Raw genomic sequence first — 7,392 nt, 5'->3', positions numbered from 1 at the left:
GGCCTCGATCGTTCAACAGAGGAAAAGAACAGTGAGTGAGCTGACGCCTGTCCTGATCACGACCACCGGCCCGGACAAGCCTGGCGTCTCCTCGGTCCTGTTCGCCGCGCTGACCCGGCACGGTGTCGAGTTGCTCGACGTCGAGCAGGTGGTGATCCGAGGACAGCTCGTGCTGGGCGTCCTGGTCGGGGTCGAGCACGATCCCGAAGGACTGCAGGAAGCCGTCGAACAGGCCATGGCCACGGTCGCGATGCGTGTCGAGGTCAAGATCGGCGACGCTATCGGCGAGGACCCGTTCGCCCCGGCCCGGCCGGGTTCCACCCACGTCGCGGTGGTCCTGGGCCGCCCGCTGACCGCGCGCGCGTTCACCGACGTCGCACGGCGCATCGCCGCTCTCGGCGCCAACATCGACACGATCCGCCGGATCGCCGACTATCCGGTCACCGGACTGGAAATCCACCTGACCGTCCCGGAAGACACCGAGCAGGCCGACGCCGAACTGCGCTCTGCCCTCGCCGACGAGGCCTCCAGTGGCGGTCTGGACATCGCCGTGGAGCAGGAGGGCCTCGCCCGGCGCGCCAAGCGGCTCATCGTCTTCGACGTCGATTCCACCCTGGTGCAGGGCGAGGTCATCGAGATGCTCGCCGCACACGCCGGGGTCGAGCCGAAGGTCCGCGAGATCACCGACGCCGCGATGCGCGGGGAACTCAACTTCACCGAGTCCCTCGAACGCCGGGTCGGCCTGCTGGCCGGTTTGCCGGAGTCCGTGCTGGACGAGGTGGCCGAATCCATCGTCCTCACCCCCGGCGCCCGGACCACCGTGCGCACGTTGAAGCGGCTCGGGTTCCGGTGCGGTGTGGTGTCCGGCGGCTTCAGGCGGATCATCCAGCGCATCGTCGACGACCTCGGCCTCGACTTCGCCGCCGCGAACGAGTTGGAAGTGGTCGACGGCAAGCTCACCGGGCGCGTCGCCGGCGACATCATCGACCGTGAGGGCAAGGCGATCGCACTGCGGCGGTTCGCGGAGCGCTACGCCATCCCGCTCGCCCAGTGCGTCGCCGTCGGTGACGGCGCCAACGACATCGACATGCTCCGCGCGGCAGGCATGGGCATCGCGTTCAACGCGAAGCCCGCGCTGCGCGAAGTCGCCGACACCGCCCTGTCCCACCCGTACCTGGACGCCGTGCTGTTCGTCCTCGGCGTCACGCGCGCGGAGGTCGAGGCGGCCGACGCGGCCGACGGCCTCGAACTCAACCGGCCATGAGCACACTGGAACCGCTGGCGGCCCGCTACGCGTACTGGCTGGGGCTGCCCGCCGAGGAAACCGCGCTGCCGGAGGCGGCCCCCGACGAGGTCCGGGCCATGCCGGTCATCCTGCGCATGGAGAAGGCGGACCCGCCCGGCCGGACGCCGCTGCTGGAGGCCGCCGCGGCCGCCGCGGTGGCCGTATGCCTCGACGACCGCGCACAGCCCGGCGGGGAATGGCACGACGCGCTGCACGCCTGGATCTCCGGTCACATCCGCAAGGTCGCCCGCCGGGCTCGCGGGGCGCACTGGCAGGCGGCACAAGCGTTTCCGGGCGTCACAGTGACCGTCGGCGGCGCCGAAGTGCGGGCACTCGTGCCGGGCCGTGTGGTGGACGTGCCCAAGGAGATCGGCAGGCTCCAGATCTCCGGCAGCGACCTGCCCCAGGATGAGCCCGGCGAGGCACCGGAGGACGTGCCGCTGGTGCTGCTCAACCCCGAGGTCGCGATGACGGTGGGCAAGGCGGCCGCTCAGGTCGGCCACGCCACGATGATCCTGGCCTCCCTGCTGACCGCGGCCCAACTCGACGCCTGGAAGGCGCGCGAGTACGCGTGCGCGGTGCGGACGCCGACCGTGGCGCAGTGGAAGCAACTGCACCCCGGTGACGACCCGGCGGGCGCCTGGCGCTCTCGCCAGGTCATCGCGGTCCGCGACGCCGGTTTCACGGAGGTCGCGCCCGGCACCGTCACCGTCCTGGCCCAATGGCGTTGATTTGGTGAATCCGCCGTCCCGGCTCCTTGGATTCCCCCCGCGGGGAACAGGAAGAGCCCGGGCAGGGTTGAGCCGGGTGGATTCCGGCGGAGGGAGTGGTTGTGGGGCTTGAGGTTCAGCGCGTGGGTGAGCACGAATTTCTCGGGCGCAACGAGCGGGGGGCCGAGGGCGCGTTCTCTCCGGCCGAACTGCTCGAGATCGCGACGGCCGGCTGTTCGGCCGTGACGGCGGAACAGCTGATCATGCGCCGCCCCGGCGACAATTCCCGGTTTTCGGTGGCGGTGTCGGCAGACCGCCAGGAGGATGCCGCGGAACTCGATGCCCTGCACATCCGGTTCGATGTCGATTTGTCCGCACTGGACGGTGAGGAACGAGCCGCGCTCGCCACCGCCGTCAACCGGGCGATCGATCGCCTGTGCACGGTCAGCCGGACCCTGAAGAAGGGCATTCCCGTGTACGACGAGTTCCCAGCCGAATGAGCCGGGCTCCGCACGGGCAGCGCTGACGCCTCTCGAAATGGGAGCAAGGGATGTTTACTACGGCCCGAACCGTAGTAAACATCCCTTGCTCCATCGGGACAGTCTTCTAGTTCGAGGAGGCGTCCTCGGCCTTCCACACCACGTACGCCTCGTCGGCGTCGGTGGTCATAGCCTCGACGAACTTCTCGTTGTCGAACCCCGGCAGGCTCTGCAACCGTTCGATCAACGCGTCGGCGGCCGGGTCACCGCTGGGCACGGCGGTGCCGTTGCCGTTCGCGCCGGCGAGCATGAGGAACACGTCCTCTTTCCACGGGCCTTCGGGGATCACTCTGATCACGACGGCGGACAACTCCTCCCAGGTGACCGACTCCTCGCTGCCGTCGGCGAGCTGGCGGCGCACCCCGATGTCGTCGACGCTGACCGAACGCGATTGCGCGTGACGCGGGTCCTGGGACACAGTGCTCCTTCGTCCTTACGTTCCGTTCACGGTAGCGTCCGCGCCCCGTCGCGTCAGACCGGGGCTGCCGCGTCGAGCCGCCGCAGCGCCCCGCGCGCCGTCTCCGGATCCGTGGTGGGCCACAAGGGCGGCAGCGAGGCCCGCAGGAAGCCCCCGTACCGGGCGGTGGCCAGGCGCGAGTCGAGCACCGCGACCACGCCGCGGTCGCCCACCGACCTGTGCAGGCGCCCCGTGCCCTGCGCGAGCAGCAGCGCGGCGTGGGTGGCGGCCACGGTGAGGAACCCGTTGCCGCCCCGGGCTTCGACGGCGCGCTGGCGCGCGGACAGCACGGGGTCGTCGGGGCGGGGGAACGGGATGCGGTCCACGATCACCAGTTGCAGGGAAGGGCCCGGCACATCCACCCCCTGCCACAGCGACAGCGTGCCGAACAGGCAGGTTCGCGGGTCGTCGGCGAACTTCTGCACCAGCAGCGAGGTGCTGTCGTCGCCCTGGCACAGGATCTGATAGCCGATCTTGTCGCGCAGTTCCTCCGTGGCCTGCTTGGCCGCCCGCATCGAGGAGAACAGGCCGAGCGTGCGCCCGCCCGCCGCGTCGATCAGCTCCGCGATCTCGTCCAAAGTAGACGGTTGCAGGCCGTCCCGCCCCGGAGCGGGCAGGTGTTTGGCGATGTAGAGGATGCCGTTGCGCCGGTGGTCGAAGGGCGACCCGACGTCCAGGCCGGTCCACCGGATGTCTTCGTCGTCGGCCGGTGCCGGTTTCTCCGTGGCGGTGCCCGCGTCCCCGGCCGGTGCGGCCTGCGCCTTCCCGGCGGTCTTTTCGGTCGCCTTCTGGGTGGCCTCGGCCGACGGCGGCAACCCCCACTGGCGGGCCAGCGTGTCGAACGCGCCGCCGAGGGTCAGCGTGGCCGAAGTGAGCACCGTGGTGGTCGTGCCGAACAGGCGTTCACGCAGCAGACCCGCCACCGACAGGGGCGCCACGTGCAGAGCGGGCGGCCGGTTGCTCATGCCGTAGCGGTCGGCCGACAACCACACCACGTCGCGCTGGTGCGCGGTGTCTTCGTCGAACGCCTCGAGCAGCCGTGTCGCCGTGTCGTGCACCTCCTCCACCTGCGAACGGGCGAGCCGGCGCGCGGTGGCCTCGTCGAGGTCCTCCTTGCGGTCCGAGCCGAGCGCGGTCAGGCAGGCGTGGGCCGCGTCGCGGACCGCCGTGACCGCCCCGCCCAGCGCCTTGGGCAGCGCATCGAGCCTGCCGGGCTGGAGGTCTTCGACGATGAGCGCCAGGCCTTCGCTCGCCTCCTGCAACCGGTCGGCGGTATCGGCATCGATCAGCTTGCCGCACCGGCGGACGGCGATCGCCACCATGGACGCGGTCAGTTCGCCGGTGGCCACCGAGGTGACCCGGTCGACCAGTTCGTGCGCCTCGTCGACGATCACCAGATCATGCTCGGGGAGTACCTGGTAGCCCTGCATCGCGTCGATCGCCAGCAGCGCATGGTTGGTGACCACCACGTCCGCGCGTCCGGCCTCGGCACGGGCCCGCTCCGCGAAGCAGTCGGCGCCGACCGGGCAGCGCGAGGCACCGAGGCATTCCTTCGCGGTGACGGAGACCTGCCGCCACGCCTGTTCGGAAACCCCGGGAACCAGTTCGTCGCGATCGCCGGTTTCGGTGTCCGAAGACCACTCCCGCAGCCGCGTGACCTCCTTGCCCAGGCGCGACACCGCGAACGGGTCGAACAGGCCCGGGTCCTCCGGCTCCTCGGGGGCCCCGGAGTCGAGCCGGTGCAGGCACAGGTAGTTGCGCCTGCCCTTGAGGATGGCGAAGGTCGGTTCGCGGCCGAGCGGTTTCTTCAGCGCCTTTGCCAGCCGCGGCAGATCACGGTCGACCAACTGCCGTTGCAGCGCGATGGTGGCCGTCGAGACCACCACCGTGGTGTCCTTGACGATGGCGTGCCGGATGGCGGGCACCAGATAGGCGAGGGATTTCCCGGTGCCGGTGCCCGCCTGCACGGCGAGGTGCTCCCCGGTCCGCAACGCCCGGCCGACCGCCTCGGCCATCTGCACCTGGCCGGGACGCTCGGCGCCGCCGAGCGCCTCCACCGCGTGGCTGAGGAGTTCGTTGACACCGGGAAGTTCGGAAGGGGCGGGCACCCGACAAACGGTACCGGCACCCACCGTCGGAAATCGCCGGGCGTCACCCCCGCCCGCACCCTCTGTCTTCCGCACGACCAGCGCATCTCACTCCTCCGGGTGATATGGCGGATTCCGGGTCAGGACCGGCGCGCGGGGCGCCGATGACGAGGAAGATCTTCGTCGCTCGTGGAAGGGAGCGGTTCATGAGGAAGGCCAGTCGGCTGGCGGTGGCCGGTGCGGCGTTGTGCCTGGTGGTGGTCCCCGCACCGGCCTGGGCGGCCGCGGATCCGGCCGCCGGGTCCGCGTCGGCGGGGGCCGCCGACATCACGGTGGACGGGCAGCGGGCGTTCGTGGATCCCACGGCGCCCTGTGCAACCGGGACCGCGCCGTCGGGGCAGAGCGATCCGGTGCGGGTCGGCACGGCCACCAGGTTCGGCACCGCGACCAGCACCTGCGGCCTCAACCCCGACGGCACCGCGAACGTCAAGGCCACCGGGCAGCGCTTCGAAACGTCGGTGCTGCAGCGTTACGGTGGTCCCGTGATCCGCGTGCGGGCATTCTCGGCCGCCTGTTCGACCACGGCCAACGGCAGCAGCGGCCGCATCGAACTGAGCGGGGTGACCGGGATCACCCTGCCGCAGGAGATTCCGGCGAACTACGCGATGAGCATTCCCGGCCGGACCCCCGGCGCGCCGCCGGTGGCCGAGATCGTGGCGAACGAGCTCATCGCGCCCACCCCGCCGGACGGCAGCCTGACCGCACACGCGCTGCACATCCGGTTGTTCCCGGAGGGCGGCCCGGCATCGGGGGACATCGTGCTCGGAACCGCCAGTTGCGATCCCTTCGGCGGCTGAGCGGGGCACCGGAGAAGAGAAACACCGGACGGGCGGGGCGGCTGCGTCTCGCCCGTCCGCTGTTCTCGTGCTCAGCCGAGTTCGCGGCGCAAGCCGTCCAGGGACTGCGCGACGTCGTCGAGATCGGCGGGGGCGAACCGGAGCAGTTCATCGCCGAATTGATGGCTGACGGACACCGTCCATCGGCCCTCATCGGTGTCGTAAACCCGAAGCGGCGGGTCGCTGCGGCGCCGGTGCCCCTGGTGATCGCGCATCTCGGCGGAGAGTTCCGCGATCGCATACGGTTTCAGGCCGATGAGTCTTTCCGCCTGCAGTACGGTCCGTTTCGGGCGGGGCGCGCCGAAACGTTCCTCACGGGCGTCCAGAATCTCCTTACGCGACACGCTGAAAGGCTCGTACTGACCTTTCCAGACCTCCGCGGGCAATATCGCGGCGAGGACCGAGCTGAGGTGGTCACGCCAGAAGGTGCGGAGGTAGACCTCCGAACTCTCGCGCACCGCGATCAGCCCGAACCGCGGACCGGACGCGACCAGCGCGGCGAGCCGCACGTCGTTCGTCAGGTCGCTGTACCAGCCGTACCGCGCCTCGCCCGGCGTGCTGAGCAGTTCCGCGATATCGGTGAACTCCGGCTCGCCCCGGGTTTTCCTGTCGTAGCGGGCCGACTGTTCGTCGACCTCCGCGTCGAACCTGGCGCGTGCCTCGTCGCTGTACCACATCGCCTGCGGCGCGAGCGCGATGTGCAATCCGTTCCCGGTCGCTCTGGTCACCATCGCGGCGAGCTGGTCGAGCTGGAACCGCTCCGGCTTTTCGAACCACATCGGCGGATTACCGGCCGATCACGGGCGGGGCGACCGGCATTCCGGTGGCGGGGTCGATCAGCTGCTCATCTTCGCCGGTGAGCTGGAACGCCTCGTCGTCGTCGAGGACGTACTTGCGGTCGTGCTCCTCGTCGCCTTCGCCCTTCCTGCCACCGTGTCCGCCTGCCATGCCGGGACTCGCGGCACTGCCGGCCCGGCCCGACGATCCGGCCGCACCACCACGACCGGCGCTCTCGCCTGCCGTACCGGGACCAGAGCCTGTGCCTCCGCCCGCGCCGGTGGACTTCCCACCGCCGAGCGCCCGCTCGCCCGCGGCGTCGCCGCCGCCGGAGCCGCCGCCGTACAGTCGGCCTGCCGCGCTACCGCCGGAACCGGTACCGGAGACACCGCCGGAACCGCTACCGGAGAACGGACCGGAGCCGCCGCCGGTGTCGAACATGCCGAGCCCGCCGGTCGGCAGGAAGCCGTTGGTGGTACCACTGGTGGGCGCGTTGCCCGGCAGGTAGCCGACGTTGGCTCCGCCCGGGTAGCCGCCGACCGGTCTGGTCAGCGCAGGGTCCGCCGCGGAAGTGTGCGTCGACGTGTCGTACCCGGTTCGTCCGGTCGGCGCCGGGCCAGGGAAGCCGCCCACCCCACCGG

7 protein-coding genes and 1 pseudogene are annotated in these 7,392 nt (G+C 70.8%); 4 read left to right on the top strand and 4 right to left on the bottom strand.

Annotated elements, in window-relative coordinates; genetic code table 11:
- The first annotated feature begins 40 nt into the window (after positions 1-40).
- From serB to FNH05_RS27460, 3 genes are all read left to right on the top strand, one after another.
- On the top strand, positions 41-1,264 hold the full coding sequence (gene serB, locus FNH05_RS27470; protein WP_144591700.1) for a phosphoserine phosphatase SerB: 1,224 nt from the start codon (positions 41-43) through the stop codon (positions 1,262-1,264).
- A complete protein-coding gene (locus FNH05_RS27465) occupies positions 1,261-2,016 on the top strand; it encodes a peptidyl-tRNA hydrolase (RefSeq protein ID WP_144591698.1) in 756 nt (251 codons plus the stop codon). The genes serB and FNH05_RS27465 overlap by 4 nt, the downstream gene beginning before the upstream one ends.
- 101 nt (positions 2,017-2,117) lie before the next feature.
- The gene (locus FNH05_RS27460; RefSeq protein ID WP_144591697.1) at positions 2,118-2,495 is read left to right on the top strand and encodes an OsmC family protein; all 378 of its coding nucleotides are present in this window, start codon (positions 2,118-2,120) and stop codon (positions 2,493-2,495) included.
- Between the two features lie 106 nt (positions 2,496-2,601).
- On the opposite strand, the gene FNH05_RS27455 is transcribed toward FNH05_RS27460, so the two are convergent.
- Positions 2,602-2,952: a hypothetical protein gene (locus FNH05_RS27455; protein WP_144591695.1), complete on the bottom strand. Its 351-nt coding sequence runs from the start codon at positions 2,950-2,952 to the stop codon at positions 2,602-2,604.
- A gap of 53 nt (positions 2,953-3,005) precedes the next feature.
- Positions 3,006-5,099, bottom strand: a complete 2,094-nt coding sequence (locus FNH05_RS27450; protein WP_144591694.1) for an ATP-dependent DNA helicase — start codon at positions 5,097-5,099, stop codon at positions 3,006-3,008.
- A 185-nt stretch (positions 5,100-5,284) separates the two neighbouring features.
- Here FNH05_RS27450 and FNH05_RS27445 point away from each other — a divergent pair, with 185 nt between their 5' ends.
- Complete coding sequence (locus FNH05_RS27445) at positions 5,285-5,935, top strand: hypothetical protein (RefSeq protein ID WP_144591692.1); 651 nt, start codon at positions 5,285-5,287, stop codon at positions 5,933-5,935.
- A 71-nt stretch (positions 5,936-6,006) separates the two neighbouring features.
- On the opposite strand, the gene FNH05_RS27440 is transcribed toward FNH05_RS27445, so the two are convergent.
- On the bottom strand, positions 6,007-6,753 hold the full coding sequence (locus tag FNH05_RS27440) for an ESX secretion-associated protein EspG (RefSeq protein WP_144591690.1): 747 nt from the start codon (positions 6,751-6,753) through the stop codon (positions 6,007-6,009).
- A 7-nt stretch (positions 6,754-6,760) separates the two neighbouring features.
- A pseudogene (locus FNH05_RS38325) lies at positions 6,761-7,392 on the bottom strand (hypothetical protein); the annotation flags it as partial.

Origin of the sequence: Amycolatopsis rhizosphaerae (assembly GCF_007713715.1) — a bacterium.
Classification (GTDB): Bacteria; Actinomycetota; Actinomycetes; order Mycobacteriales; family Pseudonocardiaceae; genus Amycolatopsis_E; species Amycolatopsis_E rhizosphaerae.
Note: the sequence above shows the minus strand (reverse complement) of the source record. Positions and strands in the feature narration are given on the sequence as shown.

Coding starts and splice junctions, on each gene's coding strand:
- FNH05_RS27445 (WP_144591692.1), top strand. CDS start 5,285: ATGAGGAAGGCCAGTCGGCTGGCGGTGGCCGGTGCGGCGTTGTGCCTG.
- FNH05_RS27440 (WP_144591690.1), bottom strand. CDS start 6,753: ATGTGGTTCGAAAAGCCGGAGCGGTTCCAGCTCGACCAGCTCGCCGCG.
- FNH05_RS27465 (WP_144591698.1), top strand. CDS start 1,261: ATGAGCACACTGGAACCGCTGGCGGCCCGCTACGCGTACTGGCTGGGG.